We start from the raw sequence: 22825 nt of genomic DNA on the forward strand, positions 1-22825 counted from the left end.
CTCTACGTGCTAGTGTAGGAATGATTGTCCGATTTTATACAAGTTTGTCTAAATTTGCTTTCCCTTTATGTATAAGTGAAAAGGACAGAAGAAAATCCTGTCCTTATTTACTAAAATAACTATGATGTATTGTTAAATTATATACATTTTCAAAATCTCGATCTTGCAGGTTATTTTTCTTCCCATCAATAACAATGAAAACATCACTCACCATTTTTGCTGGTATTATTCCGACATTTTCTACTTGCACCGCTTTCTGTTCATTCAATTGCTCAATGTGTTCTAACGGAATGATAATACTAAATTGAGAACGGATACCACGAAAGTTTGTATTTAATTCTTTTGCCGCTTCAAATACAACAATTTTCGCACCAATCTTTTCTCCATACGAATCTAAAAATGCGTTTAAGCTCTTTGTATATTCCTCTTCCGTATGCCATTCCATTGTACCGAATACTGCTGGATTAACATTTTGAATAATTGTTGTGTATATTTCTCCTCTTGCTTTAGAAGCAATTAATGACCGTTTTATCGATTGAACAGTCTTACCGATATCGCTAAATTTCGCTCCCCATATTTCTGAAATATTTGGTGTTAAAATAAATGCGATATCAACGAAAATAACCATTGCAGTGAACATTAAAAGATTTTTCCAGAGGGTTAAATCAATTCCTTTTATCATGAAATACACGGTGACTAATATTATAAACAACCCATACCAAGTCTTTCTAATTCGTTGCTTCTTCTCCTCGTAGAGCTCTTCATTTCTCCAGTAAAAGAAAACAAGAACTAGAAAAACGATTGCTAAAATAAATAAGCCGATTCGAATGTTAGAGATCACCAATGACATCACCCTCCATTCAAAAACTACTCACGATATCATTACATGCACAAGTAGCTCTCTTTATGACAAAAGACGTGGACAAGCTTCTAAATTTAGCAATATCGCATATACATTAGAAGGTGCCACGTCTTTTACCACGCATTAACGGGCAGTAAGACCTCCACCTGAAAATTTAGCGAAAGCATAGAAGTTAGGTAGGGGATCAACTGCCCTTAAAAGCCCGATTGGTTCAACTAATAATCAATGGGGATGAACCCCCCACTGATTAAAGTTTCACTTTATCATGAATCTACATTGTATATGTAGACAAGCATGCGTTTCAAATTTTCATGTTAAAAAGAAATATGTTTCGGAATTTCCCCTTCTGGTACTTCTCCGTCCATACTTAAGTAATAATGGCGAATCGGACGTAAATCATCGTCTAATTCATACACGAGTGGAATGCTCGTTGGAATATTTAATGAAACAACACCATCGCTTGAAAGGTTATCTAAGTGTTTCACTAGCGAACGAATCGTATTACCGTGTGATGAAATAATTACCTTTTCACCACTTTTTAATGATGGCGCAATTTCTGAATGCCAATAATCAAGTACTCTTTTCTCCGTATCCACTAAACATTCAGTCAATGGAAACTCACCTTTTTTAAGTGCTTTATATTTTGGATCATTCATTTCATATCTAGGATCATCCTCAGTAAGAGCAGGTGGTCTTACATCAATACTTCTTCTCCAAATATGAACTTGCTCCTCACCATATTTTTTCGCGGTTTCATCTTTATTCAACCCTTGCAATGCACCGTAATGTCTTTCATTTAGCTTCCAACATTTATGTACTGGCACCCAAGCAAGATCCATCTCATGAAGTACAATCCATAACGTCCGGATTGCTCGTTTTAATACAGATGTATAAGCTACATCAAAAGTATATCCGTTTTTCTTTAATATTGCTCCTGCTTCTCTCGCTTCACTTAATCCATTCTCTGATAAATCTACATCTGTCCATCCTGTAAAGCGATTTTCAAGATTCCATAAACTTTGTCCGTGACGAATAAGTACAAGTTTTATCATAATAATTCCCCTCTCGGAAATGTGAATTGTATTGTTCCATTGCGTACACGTATAAAGTATCTAGTAATGTATCTTTTTATCCATTCACTCTATGACCAATCCATAGTTGCCAAATGTATGGATAAAATTTGTTCTTTTTCAAACTATAAAACAGATATATTTCTTATTATGTTTGATCGATTACAACTTCTCGCTTCGACATCCAAGCATCAAAACCTGATCGGCTATTTGCCATTTCATTCATAACTTGATGCCAATTTTCTTCACACGATTCACCAAATTTTGAAAAAATAGCACCCATTTGTTGTCTTTGAACATCGCTCAATTTTTTCTCTAAATCTACACCTATTTCTGTTAAAGATAACTGTTTCACACGGCGATCATGTGTAGCTTCATTACTCTCAATTAAGCCCTTTTCCACAAGTTGTCGTAGTGGTCCGTGAAGAGCTTGTTTACTAATTTCTAACAGTGATAATAACTCATTTACGCTTATACCTGGAAAGCGTGCGATAAAAAATAAAATTCGGTGATGTACTCGTTGTATGCCATACTCTTTTATAATTTCATCTGGCTTTTCAGTAAATGTTTTATATGCAAAGTAAAATAATGCTAATGCTTCATTCATCTGTTCTTCTTTATGTTGTGTCATCTACTTTCCCCCTGTATGTAAATTATACCACAATCCAGTAATCAATATTTTAATGAACGCATTGGAACTTCTTTAGTCTATTGAAATATTCACTGCACAATTAGGAGATGATTCAATTGAAAACGCAATATACAGTAAGTACATATTTACTAGACCGACTAAGCGAATTAGGAATCGAGCATATTTTTGGTGTCCCTGGTGACTATAATTTGGCTTTTTTAGATGACGTAGTAGCACATGAAAAGTTAGAGTGGGTTGGCAATTGTAATGAACTAAATGCAGCATATGCTGCTGATGGATATGCTCGTATAAAAGGAATCGCGGCTCTTATTACCACTTTCGGTGTTGGAGAGTTAAGCGCCATTAACGGCGTTGCTGGCTCATACGCAGAGAACGTACCTATTATAAAAATCACAGGGACACCACCAACAACAGTAATGGAAAATGGAGCACTCGTTCATCATACGTTAGGTGATGGAAAGTTCGATCATTTCTCCAATATGTATAGAGAAATCACGGTAGCACAATCAAAATTAACACCTGAGCATGCCGCTGAGGAAATTGACCGTGTGTTACGTGCATGTTGGAGTGAGAAACGCCCTGTTCATATTCAATTACCGATTGATGTATATAATAAGCCAATTAATAAACCTACGGAACCAATTTTACATAAACCAGTTTTAAGTAATAAAGATGCGCTGGATAAAATGCTTCTACATGCGACTTCAAAAATAAACAGTGCCAAAAAACCTGTTATTTTAGCTGATTTTGAAGTGGCTCGTTTTCATGCGGAAGAATATTTGCATCAATTCGTAGAAAAAACTGGGTTTCCTATCGCAACGTTAAGTATGGGAAAAGGAATATTCCCTGAAAAACACCTTCAATTTATAGGAATTTATACTGGGGATGTTAGTTCTCCATACATACGAAAAAGAATTGATGAATCTGACTGTATTATTAGTATTGGTGTGAAATTAACTGATACTATTACTGGCGGCTTTACACAAGGTTTTACGAAAGAGCAAGTTATAGAAATCCATCCCTATACTGTGAAAATTATTGATAAAAAATACGGACCAGTTGTAATGAAAGATGTTTTAGAACAATTAAGTGATTTAATCAAACATCGTATTGAGGAAACACTTGAAATGAAGCCCTTTATTTCAGAATCACTATCTATGACAGAAGAGTTCAATCCAAAAGCACAAATGGTTACACAAAAACGTTTTTGGCAACAAATATACCATTTCTTACAAGAAAACGATGTTTTAATTGCAGAGCAAGGAACGCCTTTCTTCGGTAGTGCCGCTATCCCTTTACCAAATAGCACTACATATGTAGCACAACCATTATGGGGATCAATTGGTTATACATTACCTGCTCTACTCGGTACACAGCTCGCTGATTTATCACGGCGTAACATTTTAATTATTGGTGATGGTTCTTTCCAATTAACTGTTCAAGAGTTATCGACTATACTTCGGCAAAATTTAAAACCGATTATATTTTTAATCAATAACAATGGATATACTGTTGAACGTGCAATTCACGGCCAAAATCAACCGTATAATGACATACAAATATGGGATTACACGAAACTAGCAAACGTATTCGGATCAGAAGAAAAATGCCAAACATTTAAAGTGAAAAATGAAATAGAGTTAGCAGAAGTCTTAACTAAAATAAATTTTAATATGAATCGACTTATCTTTGTTGAAGTTGTAATGAGCCAAGAGGATCAGCCTGAATTGTTAGCTAAACTCGGTGAAAGATTCGGCAAGCAAAATTCTTAAAAAGAAAAAGCGTAACTATAAATAGGCTACGCTTTTTCTTTTTAAATTTTTATTCCGCAAGCGTTAACTGCCAAGACACACCATATTTATCATTTAACCAGCCAAACTTTTTGCTAAATGGATAAGAACCTAAAGGCATTAGTACAGATCCATCCTGTGCTAGTTTATGAAAGACCGTTTCAATTTCTTCTTCCGTCTCACAAGTTACATAAAGAGACATAGATGGTGTAAATGTAAAACCATGCTTTACATAACTATCAATACACATGAACTCTTGTCCATTTAGCGTAAAAGTTGCATGAATTACAGTTCCCTCTTTACCAGGTCCATTTTCATCGTAGCGAGAGATATTTACAATTTCTGATTGATCGAATAGCGACGTGTAAAAATTCATCGCCTCCTCAGCTTTACCTTCAAACATTAAAAACGTAGTAATTTTTTGATTTGTGTTACTCATATAGAGACAACCCCTTGTTATGTATTTATGCAAAACATACACCGGCAAGCAAAAACCGAACGTATATTCTTATAAATATATTGTCTATAAAAACGATGAGTTTGTCAATTATCTACTTTCTTATTTCTTCTTAAATAATGCTGTCCAAAGAAATGATTCTCCAAACATAGTATTTGGTTGGTCAATTTGCTTCATCTTTCTAATTTCGATCACTTCAAACTCGTCAAATATATCTCTTAATTTTTCTTCTGAATATGCAAGGCCACCTTGTAGACTCCATCCTCTATATACATCCCAATCTGTTATTTCTGATCCATTTCGCTCATCTAAATCACCTGCCGAAAAACATGTTAATCCAAAATAACCACCCGATTTCAAGGAGTTTTTAATTAAATTCACATAATTTATTCTTCTATGCGGTGGAATATGATGTAAACAGCCCGAATCGTACACAAAATCAAAATCATTTTGACACTCTAAATTAAAAATCGAATCACAAATAAAATCGATTTCTATTCCTTTTGCTAACGCCCTCTCTTTCGCCCAATTAATGCCCTCTATAGATAAATCCACTGCTGTTACTTCAAATCCTTTATTTGCTAGATAAATTGCGTTTCTACCCGGACCACATCCAAGTTCTAGTACTTTTCCTTTTGAAACCCGCTTTTTTTGGATATACGAAACTAGATTCTCATCTGGAACATTTTCAAAAAACGGAACATCTTTTTCTCTATTCTCATAAAATTCATTCCAAAATGGTTCTGCCGGTCTTAATAACGAATCGAGCATTTTATTAATATCTTCTTGAGTATGCAACGTTTCATTTTTCATTTATACCCCTCCAAATTTAATAGTCAGAAAATTATTATATATCTTTTTGAACTTTCAAACAAAGAAAAAACTCCTATATTCAATAGGAGTTTTTGTCTTTAAAATCCAAGTACAGCTAACCATTTTAACAGCTTCTTCATTCCGTGGATTCAATGTTTCTTTTAACGCTTCTGCTGGGTTTTTATCGCCACTCTCAATCAGCTTCTGTGCATTGAGCATAAAGGTAATAATCATAAATTTCCGCAATTTATTTATAAGAATATAAAGCGTTAACAAGGGTGATGTATATGAGCAAGTTCCGAAAGAAGATGATTAAATATTTGCAAACATTTTTGGGATGCTTAGCATTTGGTGTATTAATGTTTGCTCTCTTCTTAATTATGGATTTAACAGATACACCTCTAAATACATTAGGCTGGAGAGACTTGCTAGGTTCTGCAGCAGGCGCAGTCATTATATCTATTGGGATGTTTACTTTAAATAAATTGGATTTAAAATAAATATTCGGTCAATACTGTATTTAGGCTATATGCCAAGATTCATTTAAAGTAGTCTTCTCTGTATCTCCTAGTATTGAGCAGTTAGCTTTTTCTAGCTGCTCTTTGTTTGTAAAAAACGAACTCAATTGACTACACGCACATATAATATTCTGTGTTCCTTTCTTTATAATTTGAAATAGTCATTACAAAATGAATCTCGTCACGAGAGCACTTTATTGAGTGCTCTTTTTTGATTTTTGAATACTTATTAAATGAAATTTTTGTTTAATTTATAAAATAAAAACGCTTGTCCACTTCACCCCATTCACCATCGTATATTATCCAACCATTATAATCGTATATTATCCAACCATTATAATCGTATAATTCTTCTTGTATTTTCCATTCACTACGATACATTCTTTAATTCCCCTTAACAATCCTTGCCCTTTTATATAATTGCTTTCCAACTTCATGATTTGCTTTTTGCTACCTTCACCTCCTATGACGAGCAATCATAGGAGATGAAGGTATGAATGAAGAAAATATTGTTTTACATGGAACTGCGGTTAAATCAAGTTTAATCGATTCAACACTCCTATCTATTTTTCGTCATTCACTTTACCGACAGAAGCAACAGGTTCAACGGTATTGATTTAGGAAGCGGACTCCCTTATATATATTAAAAGCTTTTTGGAGTGAACCCATGTTCCTTATATATTATGGAATGGGTTTATATTTGTGACATAAGGGCTTATTTTTTTATTTATTTTAATTTTCAAGGGCCTTTTTCTTATACTTGTGTGTTAACCAATTCATAAGTTGTAGTGTGTAAGTGGGTGAATGAATGATAAGGATGGTGTAAAAATGAGTGAATTTAAAAAGAAATTTCATATTCCAATTGCCCCCTTAAATTTAACCAGCTTTGCTATTACAGAAAACATCTTCAATCCCAGCCCTAATTCTGGAAATTCATTTGTCAACGGCGCTAATAACGATATTACAAGAGTCAGAGCGACAGTTGATTCATTACCTATTCGTTCCCGAATAAATCTTATAGGAACAAATACATCTTTAATTAGAGTTGATGATGCTTTCGATTTAGCTTATACACCTAATAATCCAGCAAACTAGGCTCCTCTTCCTCCTACTACAGTACAGGAAGCTTTAGATGGAATTGCTGCATTGCTGGCAGTAACTATCGGTACGCCATAAACATCTTAGAATGAACTTAAATCCTAATTTAACACGAGCTAAATTGCTATGATATGTGAAAGAAAAGTCTCTTCAAATCTGATTGGAGAGACTTTTTTGTTACTAAGCAAATCCGATATCTGAAAATTAATATACATCATAAACAAATTGTATTAAACTTTATTTCCATCATTATTTTTTGCATAACCGCTATTTTATTTTCCTCTGCTCTAAAACCAAAATAGAGTAAGCCACAAGTAGCAAACGAACCTAATACGGATCCTATAATGATTTCTAAGCAGAACATAACGTAACTCCTCCTATACATTAATTCAGACATTTATAAAAAAATTAAAATATATAAATCCAACGTAAAACACTTGTTAAGATTGCTGTCATTCGCACTATTTGTTCTGATAACGTTATATAATCAAGATGCAACAAGCGACAAATGTGGGAAATAATATTCGAACATTTTCTTTTTAATACTAAAGATGTCAGTTACTACACCTTTTACATCACCGTTTGGCAAATAGATCATGAATTCTGCTTTATATGTAATTGCATCAAACCGTTTGCCATTCTTTTTATAACCAGGTTGTAGAACAAACGATGGTTGCAATTCGATTGCCTGTATTTCACCTGCACCTTGCTTTTCTTTTAACAGCTCATAATATTTAGACTCGGCTTCTGAATTAAAGATACAACCATCTAGCTCAACCTTTTTATTGTTATATTTGCTCTTTGTTTTTCTCTTTTGTTTTATTAATTAGCTGATTAATTTCACAGACATCATTTATCAAACGTTCCATGTTTCTTCACCCCTTGAATATTTTTCAAATAAAAATACATACTATTTTCAAGCCGCCGTGTCCACGGCTAATACTTCTTTCTTTTGTTACAGCAGAAGCAGGTAGGTTCTTCACTTATCTGCTTTCTCTGTATATTTTTTAAGAAATCGAAAATAATACCAACAAGCTGTTTGAACTAGCAGCTTCACTCTTCTCGTAATGGGGATGCAATTTATTACAATTAGCTAACTCATTGAACTCACTGGCAGACAACCAAAATCGTTGTCTGCTTTTTGTATGAGATTTTTCGTTTTACATATACTACTTTTGAACCTGCAGACCAATACGAACCATTTTGGTGCTTGGGATTTCCCTTCCTGGGGATAAGTATTTTTTACTTATCCCTTTTTGTATAGACACGTACATTTAAGGTAAAGCTAATTACAAGCAGATTTTCTGTTTATGCGTAGTTCTAAACAAGAATACTTTTTCTCCTATTAAAGGACGGCAGGTACGACTGCTAGTCCTTTTTTCTTATATCGCATACTATCCCTTCAGGTAACTTCGTACTACATTACCTTCATCGTCGTAGTAAGCAATTTCCCAATAAGGATGGCAGTTGTGCTTCTCAAGTTCCCCATCGAGCAAAACGAACAAATTAGTTTTCCAGTTTCCAACGATCGTATCCCAATACGAGTTAAATCCTTCATAAACTTCTCTTGTTCCATTTCGATAATTGCGGAATGTGTAATGAAAATACTCGCTCGCTACATTACCTTTTCTTTCAACCAAAGTATTCTGCCGAAATAGTAGACATAATAAGTTCCGTTCTCTTTTTGCTGCAGCATAACATTCCCGTACCGTTTGAATGTGTTACGAATTTCTTTCACCAAATCGTCCAATTCTTTGTTAGCAAAAAATGTTTTCTTATCGTTATACCAATTGATTTTTTCATAACCCGTATCATCATCAGGGCGCTAGTACGAATTGTTTTCTCTCGATTTTTTTTTCGATTAAATATTGTTCGTACATAAGTTGCACTTGTTCTTGAATTGCGACATGGTAGTAATACCCTTGCTCTACTGGTTTTGGACTATAAAATTCCCTTTATAAGTTTTAAAATTCATTTTAAATACGGTGAATGAAATTTCCGTTTTTTCTCGGTATCACCCTTGTTGTATACAAGCAAAAAAAGCCGCAATATTTTGCGACTCTTTTAAAATTATAACTATTTAACGGCCACGTCTTTGCTGACCTTGTTTTGCACTACTTTTCTTATTACTTGGCTTATTAAATGATCGATTGTTATCATTTCTCGAACTATTTCTTGAATCGTTTCTTGGGCCACCTCTTGAACCACTTCTTGAACCTTCGTGGCTATCTCTTTGACGATATTGATCTGATTTCTTTGGAGCCGGCTTTGGTACCGGTTTTCCATTTTCATCTACACGTTTTATCTTCGGTTGTTCGATTATTTCTCTTTGCAATGGTGCACCAAGCGTTTTTTCAATTTCTTCTAAATGTTTTTCATCTTTCGCTGCAACGAATGTAATTGCAAGACCTGATCCACCTGCACGTCCTGTTCGGCCAATGCGGTGAATATAACTTTCTACATCTTCAGGGATATCAAAGTTAAATACGTGCGTTACACCATCTACATCAAGTCCACGAGCTGCTACATCGGTTGCGATTAAGTACTGAATTTTAGCTTCACGGAAACTCTTCATAACTCTTTCACGTTTCGCTTGAGGTATATCACCATGAAGTTCAGCACAATTATAACCTAGTCCTTTTAAATTATCATAAAGCTTACTTGCTCTAACCTTTGTACGACAGAAAATAACTGCTAAAAATGGCTGATCACGATCCATAACAAAACGAAGTGCATCTGGCTTTGCACGATCTGTCGTCTCAATGACACGCTGCTCAATTGTATTTACCGTTACTTCTTCACTTTGTACTTGAATCATTTGCGGCTCATCCATATAACGTTTCGCCAATTTTTTAATATCTTTTGGCATCGTTGCTGAGAATAACATCGTTTGTTTACTATCAGGTGTCTCATCTAAAATATCTTCAATATCATATAAGAAACCGAAATAAAGCATTTGATCCGCTTCATCTAGTACAATTGTTGAAAGATTACTTAAATCAATTGTTTCACGACGTATATGATCTAATAATCGTCCTGGTGTCGCAACAACAATATGTGTATTGCCTTTTAATTTTCTCAATTGTTGTGCTACATCTTGCCCGCCATAAATCGCTAGTACATTAATATCTTCTCTTTGAACAAGCATTTTTTTAATTTCAGTTGTAATTTGCAGTGCTAGTTCCCTTGTTGGTGCAACGATTAAAGCCTGAACATCACTAGACTCTGGATTGATTTTTTCTAAAATCGGTAACACGAATGCTAACGTTTTACCCGTTCCTGTTTTCGCCTGCCCAATAATATCTTTACCTGACATAATAACAGGAATTGCCTGCTCTTGAATTGGTGTTGCTTCTGTAATTCCATTTTCACGTAATGTATGATTAAAAGTTTCACTAATTCCTAATTCTAAAAAGTTTTTCAAATAGACCACTTCTTTTCCTTATTTTTCACATTAGCTTTCATTGTACCATTTGTTTCGCCAAATATGAAAAATAAAAAAATTCTTATCTTCTTTTTTTATATTCATCGAGTACTAGTTGGACAAATTGTTTTTGTTTTTTCTCGAAATTTATTAATGCTTCCATATTTGCCGAATTCAAAATATACTTCTTAATTTTTCTATTACTCCAAATTAATCTTGTATACTTTGTATCTTCGTGTAGCCTTCGAAACCACTCAAATTCACTTAAGTTGGCAATATGATGTTTTAATTTCATGTCATTTCGAGGGTAAAATGTAATTATAGCCATTATTACATCAAGCAATAAACTCATCTTCTCCCCTCCTATACATATATATTTCAAATTTACGGAAACATAGTTAAAGGGTGATGAAATTGACCACTACATTCATAAAGATATTTTGCATATTTTTCTTACTATATTTTCAATCGACCTCAATTATTATGGCAAAATCTCAAACAAATGTGATAAGTGAATTTAAACATGCTTTATTCAAAAATGATAAAAAATTAATGCAGTCATATGTAACAGAAGGGATTGAACTACCTACTTTCCAAAAGGAAAAACCTATTCATGAAATTAAAATAGTACCATCTCCAAAAGAAGATACCACAGTCCTTATTTCTTATTCCAAAGACACTGATGATGGATTTACTATCGGTTGCATTTTAGAAATAGTAACAAAGAATAATAAAATATCTCGAATTAATCAAATTTATGATGGAACTAACCCTCTTATGAAAGAAGCTACTATTGTAAAAGAATATGAATTGAAGATTAAGCGTCATATACTAACACCTACAAAATTCCCGTTCGAAATTCACGAATTTCAAGGGTACATCTATAACGATTACTTAGAACTACGATACTACAATAAAGATAGTAATAGGATTTTTAAAATCACTGTTTCACCAGTTCAACATAAATTAGATCAATATGTACATAAGGGAACTAAATTTTACATTTTAAAACATAATATAAAGGCAGTATATAATCCTCATTTTGATTTAGCATATGAACTTATCTTTCAGAAGGACGGTTTTCAATATAAAATCGCCATTGGTAACAAACTATACATAAAAAGAAAATACAGTGTTAATGATTTGATTAGACTTGCAAAATCTATGAATTAAAAAACCGATCTTTTCGATATAGGAAAGATCGGTTTTTTAATTCATACAGTGAGTTTTCCTCCATGATAGCAATAATACCTTGCTGCTTTAAGGTTTTTAATTCTCTTTAAAGATTCTTCCGCTTTTTCTATATCTAAGCAAAAATCCGGATTAGCTATTTCTAATTCACAATTATTTTGAACGGCCGCATCCCCTGTAATTACACAATTTAAATTTGGAAAATATAATGAAATATGCCCCGAAGTATGTCCAGGGGTCGCTACTATTTGACATTCATCATTCAAAATCATTTGACCATCATATACTTTTTCATCGACGGAAATATGTCTTATATTTTTTAATTGTTGTATAAACCACTTACCAAATTCTTTTTCTTCAATTGGCATACGTTGTAACATTTCTTCAGCTTGGACTAGTCTCTCCGATTTTATTTCACCATTAATGTAGTTGGATTCAATTTCACTAGCAATAATATTAACGTGAGGATATTTCACTTTGAAATCATATAAAGATCCTATATGATCGTCATCATAATGAGTAATAATTATATTTTTTAAGTTTTTCATCTCATACCCATGTTTTACAATTGCGACTTCAATTAAAGGTAAAAAATTGATATAACCCGTATCCACTAAAGTTAATTCCTTGTTTAATATAAGTAAGCTCGGATAAATACATTGTTTTGCACCGTTAAATTCGAATTCAATTGGTAGTTCTATTATCTTCATTTTTCTTCCCCCATACCGCTTATTAAATGTTTAATAATAAATAAATCATCCACATACATTTTACTGTACATACTTATGTAACGAAACAATGTGAGTCGTTACATAACAAACATTCTATTATTTTGAACAGGTAATTCCTTATTTTTATGGAAATATACAATAAGATAAATAATAAAATTGATTATTCCTTCACTTTTTTGTCTATCCTTTTAAAAAATCTATGTTTTTGTAAAAGGAGTGTTTATATGGAGAAACAGACACTTTGGAAAAAATTCAAACAAAGCTCAGCAAGCCTCGGGAAATCTAGCGTATATGAAAGTATTATTTTATACTACACAATGAGAAAAAAAGGGTTACCTACTAAAGCGAAATTTATAATTTTAGCCGCTTTATCCTATTACGTATTAACAATCGACTTCATTCCAGATATAGCTGCTATTATTGGGATTGGCTTATTAGATGATGTTTTAGCAATTGCTATAGCGCATAAATTTGTAATGCGCCATGCGGACGCTGAAATTCGAGAAAAGAGCAAAGTAAAAATGGAGTCATTATTTACTTCAGTACAAGTATAATGATACTGTCTAGTCATTTACCTAGCTTTTTACTTTCAAAAAAGCTAACTTTAATTATTGATAGTTCTATTTAACCTTCACCATGAGATCATTACAGAATACTTTCTTAATTTCTCTTAGCTCTCAAGCCGTAAACAAATAGGGGCCAGCACTTGTTCCTAAGTTCTGACTCCCTATTATTTGTTCTTATATTTATCTGTTATTCAATTCATTCAGGAAAGATTCCCGCAGAGACATCCTTATATAAAGAAAGACCATATTAGTGCAGATAGTTTATACAGTTACATGCGTCCCCCTATACAAAACTGCTATTGCCACTACTATAAGCATCATCCCCATAAAAGCAGGTGCAGCATGACCAAGCGATACATAAATTTGTCCTCCAATAATTGGACCAATCATTCTTGCCAAAGCTTGAATAGATTGGCTACCGCCTTGGATCCTTCCTTGTTCACTAGAATCGACAGACTTTGAGAGCATCCCATTGAATGAAGGCCCGAAAATTGAATCCCCAAAACCAAACATTAACATTCCAACGATAAGTAGTGGATACAGTGAAAACAAAGCAGATGCTGCAATAAAACTATAACCAATAATCTCCGAAACCATCCCAAGTATTGCTATTTGTTTATCACTAAGCTTGATCAAAAGCTTTGGCATTATAAAAGCTTGTGAAATGATATCTTGAAAGCCCATAATTGAAAACATAAGTCCGATTAGTGCAGGTTTCCAGCTAAAAGTATCCATCGTAAATTGTGTAAAAATTGCTTGTAAAGATCCGTTAGGTATCCAAAGCAAAAACGCTGAGACAAGTAACCATTTTAAGTTTTTCATGGAAAGTATGTTTGCCATCTGTGCAAAAGGATTTAACCTTACAAAAGTAATTTCTTTTAGCCTATTATTTTTGTCAAGACTCTCAGGCATATATTTCATCCCATATAAAACATTTAATAAAGTTATAAGTGCTCCGAAATATAAAGGTACAGAATGACCAAACTTTGCAAGTAATCCCCCAAGAGTTGGTCCGATAATGGTTCCTGCACCTACCACTGCACTCACCCACCCAAAATACTTCGTTCTCTGTTCTGAGGGAATGATATCTGCAAAATATGCAAAAATTGTACTGATGCTCCCGCCTGTTATTCCTTCTACTATACGTCCAGCAAATAGTACCCATAAAGCCCCTCCTATACCAAAAACTAAGTACCCGATTGCAGAACCGAAAAGGCATATTAAAAGTAATGGACGACGGCCATATTTATCGCTCAAAGCTCCGAGTGCAGGAGCAGCGAAAAACACGCAGACCGCATAAACAGAGGTCAGTAGCGTAACAACTAGAGCCTGTTCTTCCGGACTACTTATATAAGGCTCCACTAAGAATGGCACTACAGGCATAATGATACTGAAACCTATACCACAAAGAAATACAGAAATAAGACCGAATATTAAAGCATGTTTATCTATGTTTTTTTCAGTTTCATTTTTTGATTTAAAAATAGACATTTAATTTCTCCTCTCAAAACACTTTGTTGCTTTGTCAACAAAAATAATAACTCTGTTTTGTTGATTAGTCAACAAAAATAAAATAATAAAAAGGTAGCCTTACCGTGAATAGGCTACCTTTTTATTATTTAAATATATCTCGCATTAACAGGCAAATTTACGACTTAATATGTATACCTTGTTTCTTTATTTCTGCATCCAAATGCCTACTATACTTTTCCACGAAGTTAATTATACTGTCGAATTCTGCCTCGGTTACTTGCTCAAATACAGCTTTATCCCGCTGTTGAAACTCATTGTGCAACTCCTCGTGAATTTTATATATTTCTTTCCCTTGTTCAGTAAGCCTAAAATAGATTTCTTTTTTATTCTCTGATTTCTGGTAACTTTCGATAAGGCCTTTGTTTATGAGCTTCTTAGTCATTCTACTTATTGCACCGCGAGTCACATAAAAAGCCTCTGCAAGTTGTGTCACGTTAGAATCGGAATTGTTTTCAATGTATTCAATACAATGTACTTCAGAAGACTTAAAACCTTTAAGACCTTCTTCCATTTTATCCTTATTAAGCCAAACCATCTTATTATATAATTCCCTGAAACCGTTCATGACCTGTTCTTCCTTATTCATGGTCTATCCTCCTAACAGCTCATTCATACGTTAAAACCATTATAGTGAACTACCCACCACTTAGTATCTCTTACGAGCTTACCCCGAGTGGGGGCTTCTCGGTTCATCGCTACTTTTGATAGCTAACGAATTTGTCTTAAGACAGCCGAGCAAACTCCCTTGTTCCAAAGGTTATTTCTTACGTTTTATATCAATGCGAATAACCGCATGGCTTCTTTTTTGATATTGATAGCTGCGTTATAGTCACGACTGATTGTTAGTCCACACGAACACGCATACGTACGTTCAGATAGTGACATTTCTTTTTTGTTTCCACAACGACTACACATCTTTGTAGAAGGAAACCATTTATCTATTTTCACAAGCTGTTTTCCTTGTTCTTGTAGCTTATATGCTAAAAATGTCGTTAACATCCCCCAGTCGTTATCAGCTACACTCTTACCAAAGCGAAGTGCTCGTGACATTCCTTTCATATGTAAATCTTCGATTGCTACAACGTCAAAATGAGTAGCCAATTCTTTAGACTTGTGATGAAGGAAATTCTTACGTTGATTTGCGACCTTTTCATGCAACTTCGCTACACGAATGCGTTGTTTATTCCAGCGTACCGAATCTTTCACACGTCTGGCTAATACTCGTTGTTCCTTCGCTAATTTGTCTAACATCTGATGATAAAAGCGAGGATAATTGGCTTTCTCATCTTCGCTACTCACATATAATTCAGCCATTGCGAAGTCTAATCCAACTACATTTTGTACTTCTTTTTGTACAATCTCTTTTTCATATTCAGTCAAGATGGACACATAGTATTTACCAGTAGGTGTCATCGAGATCGTACACGATTTGATGATATGACTTGGCGGTATCTCCCTATGTTGCTTCAGTTTCACCATTTTCAATTTCGGTAATTTGATATAACCATGAAATAACATAATATTTCCGTTTACGCGATTCGTTGTATAAGATTTTCTACTCTTTCTACTTTTGAATGTAGGAAAATCACTTTGACCACTAAAAAAGTTCTTATACGCAGTTTGCAAGTTTAATTGCGCGTTAGCCAATGCTAAGGAATCGACCTCTTTCAGCCATTCATACTCCACTTTGTATTTCGCAGGAGTAGGGAATTTTTGTTTCTTCAGCTCTTCCTTGTTCTCATTATATGTTTCGTATATTTCTTTCCGCTCAGCCAGCATTTTATTATACACAAAGCGTACACATCCGAACGTTTTACGTATGAGATGTGCTTGTTCTTCTGTAGGATACAGACGAAATTTGTACGCCTTATTCTGCTTTATCATTTCCATTCACCTCAGTTTTCGCTTCATTTCCCATAAGCTATGAAGGTGATTATACAACCTGAACATTACATTATTATTATCTACTTTCATTGTTATACCAAACTTTACCTCTTATAAGAATGATTATATCAGAGGCGAAAAAAATAGGAAAACCAAATGTTTGGCTACGCCAAATCGAAATTCATCCCCCACCTACCGCTAGACTTTCGTCTTTCACACGCTTGAGGAAGGAGGCTTCTTTCGGATAATACGTTAAATTTCTGTTTCCGTTTCGACAATATTGATATAATTATTTGAGTTATCTATGAAAGTAGACGATAAAATATAATAATTCACTATACGGAAAATAAAGCATGTATATTATAATATGCCCTACACGGTAAACAAAAAGTAAGATCTAAGATTAGTTGTCTTAGCTCTTCTTCCATAAAATTTATGTTTTTTAAATACTATTTCACTTCATTGGCTACAAAAAATTGCTCACAAACACTGGAAATGCGCTGCAGGTCTACGTTTCCACCAGATATAACCGCGACTACCTTTTTCCCTTTAATATATGGATCCACTTTCCCTGCAAGTAGAGCAGCAGTAGCTAATGCGCCAGCCCCTTCTACAACAGCTTTACCGCGTTGTAATAAGTCTTTCATCGCTACTTCTAATTCACCTTCTGATACAGTTACAATATCATCTACTAATTCTTTTACTACTTCAAAAGTTAAATCGCCTGGTATTTTAACTGCGCAACCATCTGCTATAGTAGGTGCCTCATAATGCTCTACAATCGTACCTTTGTCATAAGATGCCTTCATCCCATGAACATTGTCTGCTTGGACACCAATAATATTAATGGATGGATTAAAAGATTTTAATGCAACAGCAATACCAGAAATAATTCCACCTCCGCCAATTGGTACAATGACAGTATCTACATCCCACATATCATCAAGAATATCTAATCCTATTGTACCTTGACCAGCCATTACTTCTATATCGTCATATGGATGTAAGTATGTTTCACCTGTTTCCTTAATAATCTCCTCACATTTTGCCTTCGCATCATCAAAAGTTTCACCGTATAAAATCACTTCTGATCCATATCCTCTAGTTGCTTCAACTTTCGCCTGAGGGGCAGAAATTGGCATCACAATTTTACTCTTAATACCAAGTAAATGAGCAGATAAAGCAACTCCTTGCGCATGATTACCAGCGGAACAAGCAATTACTCCTCTCTCTTTTTCTTGATCTGTCAACTGTGACATTTTATTAAACGCACCACGAAATTTAAAAGAACCGGTTAATTGCATATTTTCTAATTTCAAGTGAATTTCTCCACCTGTTTTACTAGTCAAATAAAAAGATTTTACTAGTGGCGTTTTACGAGCATTTCTGTCTAAAATGGTTTGGGCTTTTTTAATATCATCTATATGTAACGGTAGTTTTTTAGTTATCATACTAACACCTCTTCCAATGGTCTATTCCTAAGTTTTCGTATGTAGCAACTCCTTTATACGAAACCATCTATATTAAGAAAAAGTCTTTATATATGTACCCCACTCTGTAATACACACATTTGCAAACAATTTAACATCCTCTTCATATCGCGTTCTTTATAATCATTTAAACATGCAATTTGGACCCAATTATTTTTTTGTAAATAAGATGACTCATAATGAACAATGTATCCTTGTAACGCTAACGCATCGCCAATCGCCTTAGAAGACTGATTTTCATTTAATTGAATGGTAACTATAATTGGCGCGGCATGTTCTTTAGGTGAAACAAGATTTAGACCCATATTAGTAATAGCTTGTTCAATATATGCATACGTCTCGTTTATTTTTTCAAATGCTTTTGCATCTTCAAATCTCTTTAATGCTTCTTGCAGTGCATAAATTAAATTCCATGAATGAGAATATGGAATACTTTCATTTTCTTCGTACATACCAACGTCCATATAGGCCGGTAATGTCTCGTTTACTTTCACATTATGATTATAAAAAACGAAAGATAATCCAGTAAACGATTTAATTGCCTTTCCGCTAACACCGCTTGCAAAATATACATCCTTCAAGTCTATCGGTATTGCTCCAATCGAACTGATACAATCTACACATAGCTTCACATTATACTTTTTACTTAAAACATTTAGCTCGTCTAAATCATTTAACATTCCGGTTGATGTTTCATGGTGAACAAACCAAAGCCATTCATAATTGCCAGTTCCCATTATTTTTTCTAATTCGGTATAAATAAACGGTTCTCCCATTTCTTTTTTATACGTATCAAAATGTAATTGCGCGCGTGCTGCATGTCCAACTAATCTATTACCAAATTCCCCATTTGTTAATACTAGTCCTTTCCCTTTTAAAGAACGTAACTGTAAAGCAATGGCATCATTTGCTAACGTCCCTGTTCCTAACATAAGTTGTACATGCTTTGCTTTTGTCATGTGAAGTAACCGTTTTTTCACATTGTCCATCGTCACGTGAAATGACTTAGAACGATGCGAAATAGGCTTAGTAGAAAATGCCTTTCGAACATTTTCTTCAATATCTACTGGACCAGGTAAAAACGTATATTCTTTCGTCATAATTCCCCCAACACTCGATGCTTCAAACATAGCAGGGGTAACATACATTGGCTGGAAGGCTGCTTCTTCTGTACCAACTAACATATGGAAAGATTTGAATCCCATTTGCTCATATAAAGGTAGTTCACGTGTTGTAGCAGAAATGAGTGCCAATTCATATCCATTTAGGAGCAAATAACGATGTAAAAAGCGAATTAAACCTAACAACGCTCTTCCATTTCTATATTCACGTTCTACTGAAAGTAAACGAATTTCATATACGTTTTCTCCATGTTTTTGCAAATAATAATCTAGATTTGGAATTTTATTATCTAACGAGAATGGTCGTTTTCCTCGCAATGTAACCATACCTACTAACTTATCGTCATCTAAACAAATTAAATATGTATTTTCTTCATGGAAACGATCTATACGAACACGCTCTTTCGTTTCTTCATGTTGCGGAATTTCTTCTACAAATGTTTTATAATTCAACTTATGTATACTTTCAAATTCCCAAGCTTGATCAGCAACTTTATAAATTAGCCCCATGTTGTATCTCCTTTATGTATTTAATAAAAATTATAAGTGGAGATTAACTCCACTTATAAAAAGTTCATTTCATTCTCGATTTACATATAAAATAAGTACAATGATAAGTGCACTTAAAATAGTCGTAACAATAGAGTAAGAATACAAAATCATGCAAATTGGTAAACAAGCGATGGTAATTAGTCCTGGCTTAGTAAATCCTTTAAAGATAAAATAAAATATAATGAAAACAGCAACAAGGGTAAGCGCTATCAAATAATCAAATGCAATTAATCCTCCAATAAATGTTGAAATGCCTTTTCCACCCTTGCCTTTAAATAAAATCGGGTAAATATGTCCAAGTAAAACAGCCAGTAAAGCTAACATTACAAATGTAGAATCTTCAAAAAGGGATTTTGCAATAGAAATTACGATTGCCCCTTTGATCGCATCACCTAAAAATGTAGCGATGAAATACCCTTTTCCATATACCCGCCCCATATTTCTTGCGCCAGGATTACCGCTTCCTTCCTGACGAATATCAACATTATGTTTCCATTTCGTCACTATATAAGCGGTCAATATGTTTCCAAATAAATAAGAAGCCACCAAATACAAAAATTGCATACTATTAATCATGTAATCATTCACTTTCTACATGGGAGTACTTATACAATATTCAATGACTATGTATATTGTACTTTTCTTACTTTACATCCCTTTATACATTTTAACATCATATTTTTACAAATCATACAAAAATTCTCATACAGCTATTTATTAAAATATAAATTCTTCATTAAGTAATAGGTTCCTTTCACTGCTAGTTCTGATGGTGATACAAATATAACTTCTCCCATACTTTTCTCGCAGCATTTCTTAAATTCAGCATATATTTCAGGAACGAAACGTAATATACTGCCACTTACTGCAATTGGAATTGATAAATCAAACTGCATCTTATTGTAAATATTCACCGTAATTCTCGTTAATTCCGTAGCCGCTTGCACCATAATTTCACGTGCGTCATCATTCCCATTTCTCGCTTCCTCAATAATGAATGGTGCGATTGCTGCAACTTTATCTTTTGATGAACTATAAACTAGTCTTTTTATATGAGACGACGTCAAAAGTTGAAACTCATCTTGAATCCTTAAGCTTAATGGGCAAAGTGCAACGCCTTGATCAAATTGATTTGCCATTCTCTTTAAACATTGTAATGCAATCCAATATCCACTTCCTTCATCTCCTAAAATATGTCCCCATCCCCCACTATACTCGTACACTTCCCTTTTCTTTCCTATACAAATCGCACCTGTACCGCCAATTGTTAAAATTCCATCCTTTCCTTTTAAAGCAGCTGCATGAGCAATCATTGCGTCATTAAAAACTTCAATTTGTGTTCCATACTTCTTTTTTAGACGTAATGTTAATTCATTTGTATTTGCTCCGCTTGCACCCGCTAATCCTAAACAAATACAAACGCAATGCCCATTTAATAAACCTTCTTGACATTGATCAATCGCTTCCATAATATGAAAAAGTGCTTCTTCAAAATCTATTAATATATTTCCAAAACCACTCGTAGCCCTTTCAAGTTCACTTCCGTCTTGATCAAATGCAATTGCTTCTGTCTTTGTTCCCCCGCCGTCTACTCCAATCATATATTTCATATGTTCGCCTCATTCTCTTCGAATTGGAGGGAATGTTATATTCCCTAAAACTACAGATTGCTTTGCACCTGTTGCACTTGGCACATTACTCGGATTACGATGATACGTTTCGTTTGCTAAAATGGCAAAGGCGATTGCTTCTTTCGCCTCTGAAGAATAGCCTATATCTTCTTGAATGAATATGGCGCATTTTTCATCCTTCAATCCATACCGTATCATTTCAACAAGTGTACGATTATAACTGCCACCACCGCCTAAAATCACCTCATCGATTTCATAATACGGCAGAATAAACTCCTTATATTGATGAACAATTGAACTTGCTGTAAACATCGTGACAGTCGTCACTATATTTTCTTTACTATGCTTTTCATACCGCTTCAATAACTCACTGACAAATTCTTCTCCAAACTGTTCTCTACCAGTTGATTTTGGTGGATTCATTTTCAAAAATGGATGGTTCATACAATATGTCAAAATTTCATCTACAACTACTCCCTGTTTTGCAATTTTACCATTTTGATCATATGACAACTGAAATAGCCTTTGACACATTTCATCAATTACCATATTACCTGGACCAGTATCAAAAGCTATAACGTTCTTATCACTTAGGTGACTTGGTATTACGGTAACATTACCGATCCCGCCAATATTTTGTAGTAGTCTATTTTTAGTTGGATGACGATACAAAATAACCTCTGAATATGGTACAAGTGGTGCACCTTGTCCCCCTGCTGCGATATCCATCGCTCGAAAATTAGAAATAACCGTCGTATTCGTTTCATATGCTATAACTGCTGGTTCTCCAATTTGCAATGTGGAAGGAATCATATTACCATCTTGCTTTGGCTGATGATAAATCGTTTGTCCGTGAGAACCAATTACATCTAATTGTCCCAAAGGAAAATTGGCCTCTTTACAAACTTCCTTTACAGCATTGGCGAAGCATAAACCGAGTTTAAAATTTAAACTGCATATGAGTTGTACATTTGAATTTTCTATTGATAATGCCTGCTGGATCTCATTTTTCATATCATTACTAAATGGCACAGTAGTAAAATGGATGAGTTCAACTTTAGAACCTACACCGCTTCCTTCTATATGAACGAGTGCTACATCTATTCCATCTAATGAAGTACCGGACATAATCCCTGCAATATACATAGCATGCATGACCTCCCCTTTACTAAAAAACAATCATGTAAGTTACAAACGTACAACCGATCGAAAATAATATAAATCTATAAAATAACTGAGCTTTTGATGCAAACGATCCATCAATAAAAGAAACAACTACTGTAAGCAAAATACTTGCCGCAATGCTTGTAACGAGCCATATACTATGCATTTGTGATAGATGTAGCATTCTTAATAAAGGTACGAAAAGGAAATTCGCACATATCACTCCAAATAGTAATAAAAATACACCTTTATAACTAAATTTTATATTCATTCCATTT

Annotated in this window: 26 protein-coding genes and 2 pseudogenes; 5 read left to right on the top strand and 23 right to left on the bottom strand. The window is 34.1% G+C overall.

Annotated elements, in window-relative coordinates:
• Window positions 1–103 precede the first annotated feature (103 nt).
• From ILT06_RS17330 to ILT06_RS17340, 3 genes are all read right to left on the bottom strand, one after another.
• The gene (locus tag ILT06_RS17330; protein WP_064474160.1) at window positions 104–844 is read right to left on the bottom strand and encodes a type II toxin-antitoxin system SpoIISA family toxin; all 741 of its coding nucleotides are present in this window, start codon (window positions 842–844) and stop codon (window positions 104–106) included.
• Between the two features lie 332 nt (window positions 845–1176).
• The gene (gene gpmA / locus ILT06_RS17335; protein WP_064474159.1) at window positions 1177–1914 is read right to left on the bottom strand and encodes a 2,3-diphosphoglycerate-dependent phosphoglycerate mutase; all 738 of its coding nucleotides are present in this window, start codon (window positions 1912–1914) and stop codon (window positions 1177–1179) included.
• Window positions 1915–2080: 166 nt separating this feature from the next.
• Complete coding sequence (locus ILT06_RS17340; protein WP_064474158.1) at window positions 2081–2563, bottom strand: MarR family winged helix-turn-helix transcriptional regulator; 483 nt, start codon at window positions 2561–2563, stop codon at window positions 2081–2083.
• Window positions 2564–2670: 107 nt separating this feature from the next.
• Here ILT06_RS17340 and ILT06_RS17345 point away from each other — a divergent pair, with 107 nt between their 5' ends.
• Entirely contained in the window at window positions 2671–4356 is a 1686-nt protein-coding gene (locus ILT06_RS17345; protein WP_081257103.1) for an alpha-keto acid decarboxylase family protein, read from the top strand.
• Between the two features lie 49 nt (window positions 4357–4405).
• Here ILT06_RS17345 and ILT06_RS17350 read toward each other — a convergent pair whose 3' ends face one another.
• The 3 genes from ILT06_RS17350 to ILT06_RS17360 form a co-directional block, all read right to left on the bottom strand.
• Window positions 4406–4813, bottom strand: coding sequence for a VOC family protein (locus tag ILT06_RS17350; protein WP_064474156.1), 408 nt, complete (start codon window positions 4811–4813; stop codon window positions 4406–4408).
• Window positions 4814–4933: 120 nt separating this feature from the next.
• The gene (locus ILT06_RS17355) at window positions 4934–5644 is read right to left on the bottom strand and encodes a class I SAM-dependent methyltransferase (RefSeq protein WP_000787500.1); all 711 of its coding nucleotides are present in this window, start codon (window positions 5642–5644) and stop codon (window positions 4934–4936) included.
• A 54-nt stretch (window positions 5645–5698) separates the two neighbouring features.
• Window positions 5699–5863 carry a hypothetical protein gene (locus ILT06_RS17360; RefSeq protein WP_206354168.1) on the bottom strand — a complete coding sequence of 55 codons (165 nt, stop codon included), beginning with the start codon at window positions 5861–5863 and terminating at the stop codon, window positions 5699–5701.
• A 68-nt stretch (window positions 5864–5931) separates the two neighbouring features.
• On the opposite strand from ILT06_RS17360, the gene ILT06_RS17365 reads away from it, so the two are divergent.
• A complete protein-coding gene (locus ILT06_RS17365; RefSeq protein ID WP_154132031.1) occupies window positions 5932–6144 on the top strand; it encodes a hypothetical protein in 213 nt (70 codons plus the stop codon).
• A gap of 264 nt (window positions 6145–6408) precedes the next feature.
• On the opposite strand, the gene ILT06_RS32560 is transcribed toward ILT06_RS17365, so the two are convergent.
• Window positions 6409–6543, bottom strand: a complete 135-nt coding sequence (locus ILT06_RS32560; RefSeq protein WP_255449673.1) for a hypothetical protein — start codon at window positions 6541–6543, stop codon at window positions 6409–6411.
• Between the two features lie 471 nt (window positions 6544–7014).
• Between ILT06_RS32560 and ILT06_RS17370 the strand changes: the two are divergent.
• A pseudogene (locus tag ILT06_RS17370) lies at window positions 7015–7338 on the top strand (exosporium leader peptide); the annotation flags it as partial.
• 136 nt (window positions 7339–7474) lie between these two features.
• Here ILT06_RS17370 and ILT06_RS17375 read toward each other — a convergent pair.
• The 6 genes and pseudogenes from ILT06_RS17375 to ILT06_RS17395 all read right to left on the bottom strand — a co-directional run bounded on the left by ILT06_RS17375 (window position 7475) and on the right by ILT06_RS17395 (window position 11036).
• Window positions 7475–7624, bottom strand: a complete 150-nt coding sequence (locus tag ILT06_RS17375) for a hypothetical protein (RefSeq protein WP_176546182.1) — start codon at window positions 7622–7624, stop codon at window positions 7475–7477.
• A 123-nt stretch (window positions 7625–7747) separates the two neighbouring features.
• A complete protein-coding gene (locus ILT06_RS17380; protein ID WP_081257102.1) occupies window positions 7748–8083 on the bottom strand; it encodes a DUF1064 domain-containing protein in 336 nt (111 codons plus the stop codon).
• Between the two features lie 594 nt (window positions 8084–8677).
• Entirely contained in the window at window positions 8678–8836 is a 159-nt protein-coding gene (locus ILT06_RS17385; protein WP_218012029.1) for a hypothetical protein, read from the bottom strand.
• 39 nt (window positions 8837–8875) lie between these two features.
• Window positions 8876–9149: pseudogene (locus ILT06_RS33095) on the bottom strand (hypothetical protein).
• A gap of 191 nt (window positions 9150–9340) precedes the next feature.
• On the bottom strand, window positions 9341–10693 hold the full coding sequence (locus tag ILT06_RS17390) for a DEAD/DEAH box helicase (protein WP_064474153.1): 1353 nt from the start codon (window positions 10691–10693) through the stop codon (window positions 9341–9343).
• A gap of 73 nt (window positions 10694–10766) precedes the next feature.
• Window positions 10767–11036, bottom strand: a complete 270-nt coding sequence (locus ILT06_RS17395; RefSeq protein WP_064474152.1) for a hypothetical protein — start codon at window positions 11034–11036, stop codon at window positions 10767–10769.
• A gap of 62 nt (window positions 11037–11098) precedes the next feature.
• On the opposite strand from ILT06_RS17395, the gene ILT06_RS17400 reads away from it, so the two are divergent.
• On the top strand, window positions 11099–11857 hold the full coding sequence (locus ILT06_RS17400) for a hypothetical protein (RefSeq protein WP_098625554.1): 759 nt from the start codon (window positions 11099–11101) through the stop codon (window positions 11855–11857).
• 41 nt (window positions 11858–11898) lie between these two features.
• Here ILT06_RS17400 and ILT06_RS17405 read toward each other — a convergent pair whose 3' ends face one another.
• Window positions 11899–12585, bottom strand: coding sequence for an MBL fold metallo-hydrolase (locus ILT06_RS17405; RefSeq protein WP_064474150.1), 687 nt, complete (start codon window positions 12583–12585; stop codon window positions 11899–11901).
• Between the two features lie 245 nt (window positions 12586–12830).
• Between ILT06_RS17405 and ILT06_RS17410 the strand changes: the two genes are divergently transcribed.
• The gene (locus ILT06_RS17410; protein ID WP_064474149.1) at window positions 12831–13160 is read left to right on the top strand and encodes a YkvA family protein; all 330 of its coding nucleotides are present in this window, start codon (window positions 12831–12833) and stop codon (window positions 13158–13160) included.
• Window positions 13161–13433: 273 nt separating this feature from the next.
• Here ILT06_RS17410 and ILT06_RS17415 read toward each other — a convergent pair whose 3' ends face one another.
• From ILT06_RS17415 to ILT06_RS17455, 9 genes are all read right to left on the bottom strand, one after another.
• A complete protein-coding gene (locus ILT06_RS17415; RefSeq protein ID WP_064474148.1) occupies window positions 13434–14663 on the bottom strand; it encodes an MFS transporter in 1230 nt (409 codons plus the stop codon).
• A 157-nt stretch (window positions 14664–14820) separates the two neighbouring features.
• Window positions 14821–15291 carry a MarR family transcriptional regulator gene (locus tag ILT06_RS17420; protein WP_064474147.1) on the bottom strand — a complete coding sequence of 157 codons (471 nt, stop codon included), beginning with the start codon at window positions 15289–15291 and terminating at the stop codon, window positions 14821–14823.
• Between the two features lie 185 nt (window positions 15292–15476).
• Window positions 15477–16589 (bottom strand): RNA-guided endonuclease TnpB family protein, encoded by a 1113-nt coding sequence (locus ILT06_RS17425; protein WP_064474146.1) that lies wholly within the window; start codon window positions 16587–16589, stop codon window positions 15477–15479.
• A 449-nt stretch (window positions 16590–17038) separates the two neighbouring features.
• Entirely contained in the window at window positions 17039–18040 is a 1002-nt protein-coding gene (gene tdcB / locus ILT06_RS17430; RefSeq protein WP_064474145.1) for a bifunctional threonine ammonia-lyase/L-serine ammonia-lyase TdcB, read from the bottom strand.
• Between the two features lie 86 nt (window positions 18041–18126).
• Window positions 18127–19710: an aminotransferase class V-fold PLP-dependent enzyme gene (locus ILT06_RS17435; protein WP_088048198.1), complete on the bottom strand. Its 1584-nt coding sequence runs from the start codon at window positions 19708–19710 to the stop codon at window positions 18127–18129.
• A 69-nt stretch (window positions 19711–19779) separates the two neighbouring features.
• Window positions 19780–20328: a glycerol-3-phosphate 1-O-acyltransferase PlsY gene (gene plsY, locus ILT06_RS17440; protein ID WP_064474143.1), complete on the bottom strand. Its 549-nt coding sequence runs from the start codon at window positions 20326–20328 to the stop codon at window positions 19780–19782.
• A gap of 134 nt (window positions 20329–20462) precedes the next feature.
• Window positions 20463–21362, bottom strand: coding sequence for a BadF/BadG/BcrA/BcrD ATPase family protein (locus tag ILT06_RS17445; protein WP_064474142.1), 900 nt, complete (start codon window positions 21360–21362; stop codon window positions 20463–20465).
• A 9-nt stretch (window positions 21363–21371) separates the two neighbouring features.
• Window positions 21372–22529: an anhydro-N-acetylmuramic acid kinase AnmK gene (gene anmK / locus ILT06_RS17450; protein WP_064474164.1), complete on the bottom strand. Its 1158-nt coding sequence runs from the start codon at window positions 22527–22529 to the stop codon at window positions 21372–21374.
• 22 nt (window positions 22530–22551) lie between these two features.
• Complete coding sequence (locus ILT06_RS17455; RefSeq protein ID WP_016126936.1) at window positions 22552–22818, bottom strand: hypothetical protein; 267 nt, start codon at window positions 22816–22818, stop codon at window positions 22552–22554.
• Window positions 22819–22825 lie beyond the last annotated feature (7 nt).

The organism is Bacillus sp. 17RED48, from assembly GCF_019837545.1.
In the GTDB taxonomy this organism is placed as follows: domain Bacteria; phylum Bacillota; class Bacilli; order Bacillales; family Bacillaceae_G; genus Bacillus_A; species Bacillus_A wiedmannii.

Coding starts and splice junctions, on each gene's coding strand:
- gpmA (WP_064474159.1), bottom strand. CDS start 1,914: ATGATAAAACTTGTACTTATTCGTCACGGACAAAGTTTATGGAATCTT.
- ILT06_RS17340 (WP_064474158.1), bottom strand. CDS start 2,563: ATGACACAACATAAAGAAGAACAGATGAATGAAGCATTAGCATTATTT.
- ILT06_RS17345 (WP_081257103.1), top strand. CDS start 2,671: ATGATTCAATTGAAAACGCAATATACAGTAAGTACATATTTACTAGAC.
- ILT06_RS17350 (WP_064474156.1), bottom strand. CDS start 4,813: ATGAGTAACACAAATCAAAAAATTACTACGTTTTTAATGTTTGAAGGT.
- ILT06_RS17355 (WP_000787500.1), bottom strand. CDS start 5,644: ATGAAAAATGAAACGTTGCATACTCAAGAAGATATTAATAAAATGCTC.
- ILT06_RS17360 (WP_206354168.1), bottom strand. CDS start 5,863: ATGCTCAATGCACAGAAGCTGATTGAGAGTGGCGATAAAAACCCAGCA.
- ILT06_RS17365 (WP_154132031.1), top strand. CDS start 5,932: ATGAGCAAGTTCCGAAAGAAGATGATTAAATATTTGCAAACATTTTTG.
- ILT06_RS32560 (WP_255449673.1), bottom strand. CDS start 6,543: ATGTATCGTAGTGAATGGAAAATACAAGAAGAATTATACGATTATAAT.
- ILT06_RS17375 (WP_176546182.1), bottom strand. CDS start 7,624: ATGTTCTGCTTAGAAATCATTATAGGATCCGTATTAGGTTCGTTTGCT.
- ILT06_RS17385 (WP_218012029.1), bottom strand. CDS start 8,836: ATGGAACAAGAGAAGTTTATGAAGGATTTAACTCGTATTGGGATACGA.
- ILT06_RS17395 (WP_064474152.1), bottom strand. CDS start 11,036: ATGAGTTTATTGCTTGATGTAATAATGGCTATAATTACATTTTACCCT.
- ILT06_RS17405 (WP_064474150.1), bottom strand. CDS start 12,585: ATGAAGATAATAGAACTACCAATTGAATTCGAATTTAACGGTGCAAAA.
- ILT06_RS17410 (WP_064474149.1), top strand. CDS start 12,831: ATGGAGAAACAGACACTTTGGAAAAAATTCAAACAAAGCTCAGCAAGC.
- ILT06_RS17415 (WP_064474148.1), bottom strand. CDS start 14,663: ATGTCTATTTTTAAATCAAAAAATGAAACTGAAAAAAACATAGATAAA.
- ILT06_RS17420 (WP_064474147.1), bottom strand. CDS start 15,291: ATGAATAAGGAAGAACAGGTCATGAACGGTTTCAGGGAATTATATAAT.
- ILT06_RS17425 (WP_064474146.1), bottom strand. CDS start 16,589: ATGATAAAGCAGAATAAGGCGTACAAATTTCGTCTGTATCCTACAGAA.
- tdcB (WP_064474145.1), bottom strand. CDS start 18,040: ATGATAACTAAAAAACTACCGTTACATATAGATGATATTAAAAAAGCC.
- ILT06_RS17435 (WP_088048198.1), bottom strand. CDS start 19,710: ATGGGGCTAATTTATAAAGTTGCTGATCAAGCTTGGGAATTTGAAAGT.
- plsY (WP_064474143.1), bottom strand. CDS start 20,328: ATGATTAATAGTATGCAATTTTTGTATTTGGTGGCTTCTTATTTATTT.
- ILT06_RS17445 (WP_064474142.1), bottom strand. CDS start 21,362: ATGAAATATATGATTGGAGTAGACGGCGGGGGAACAAAGACAGAAGCA.
- anmK (WP_064474164.1), bottom strand. CDS start 22,529: ATGTATATTGCAGGGATTATGTCCGGTACTTCATTAGATGGAATAGAT.
- ILT06_RS17455 (WP_016126936.1), bottom strand. CDS start 22,818: ATGAATATAAAATTTAGTTATAAAGGTGTATTTTTATTACTATTTGGA.